Source organism: Streptacidiphilus neutrinimicus (assembly GCF_000787815.1).
Classification (GTDB): domain Bacteria; phylum Actinomycetota; class Actinomycetes; order Streptomycetales; family Streptomycetaceae; genus Streptacidiphilus; species Streptacidiphilus neutrinimicus.
Window position 1 is genome coordinate 1,609 of record NZ_BBPO01000184.1, and the last position, 727, is coordinate 2,335.

A 727-nucleotide genomic window follows, 5' to 3' on the forward strand; every position below is an offset into this window, starting at 1 on the left:
GCAACATCCACCCGCGAAGCCCCCCTCCCAGCCGCCGCCCCGCCGGCAGCCACCCCAGTGCGCAGGAGCCGGGTGCCTCTGGCCCTGGGCTCGGGTGCGGTCGTTCTCGGCTTCGTCCTCGTGGTGATCGCCCAGAAGCTCTTGCGCCTGGCCGGGAGCACTCATACCTGGGGGGAGGTCCTGGTCGGCGGGGGCATCATCGCCCTGTTGTGCGGTTTCGGCTGCTTCTTCGCCTACCTCGCCGACAGCGCCACCGGCCCGGACGACGACTCCTCCTGGGATGCGTTCATCGGGCAGTGACCTTCTCGCAGGTGTACTACCACTACGAGCCATAGCAACAAGGCCAGGTCGACTGCGGCGCAGACGGTCACGTCGAACACGGTACGCGCGTGATCGTCCAGCGACGCCCGCGCATGCCTGAGTGTCCCGGCCGCGCCGCACTCAACGGGTTCAGCAGTGGGGCACCGTCGTGGGGTGCGCGACCAGGGACGCGTGGACGTAGCCGATCCAGTTGTTGTAGCCGAGGGACTGGACGGTGGCGTAGTACCAGCGGTTGGTCCAGTAGTTGCCGTAGGCCCACTGGGCGTCGGTCCAGCACATCATGTCGACCATGCGGCCGTTCGGGGCGATGCCGAGGATCGCGCTGCCGGTGCTGGGCTGGGCGCGGACGTAGGCCTGGCCGCTGCCCGAGGAGATGTAGCTTCCGGTCCACGCGGACGCCGGGGCG

The 727-nt window shown here is 69.2% G+C and carries 2 protein-coding genes; one reads left to right on the top strand and one right to left on the bottom strand.

All coding sequences use genetic code 11. The features are described 5' to 3' along the window. Nucleotides 1-72 precede the first annotated feature (72 nt). Nucleotides 73-300 carry a hypothetical protein gene (locus TR48_RS44145; RefSeq protein WP_042375676.1) on the top strand — a complete coding sequence of 76 codons (228 nt, stop codon included), beginning with the start codon at nt 73-75 and terminating at the stop codon, nt 298-300. Nucleotides 301-450: 150 nt separating this feature from the next. On the opposite strand, the gene TR48_RS44150 is transcribed toward TR48_RS44145, so the two are convergent. Then, nucleotides 451-727: hypothetical protein (locus TR48_RS44150; RefSeq protein ID WP_042375680.1), on the bottom strand; the 277-nt coding region annotated here is incomplete at its 5' end.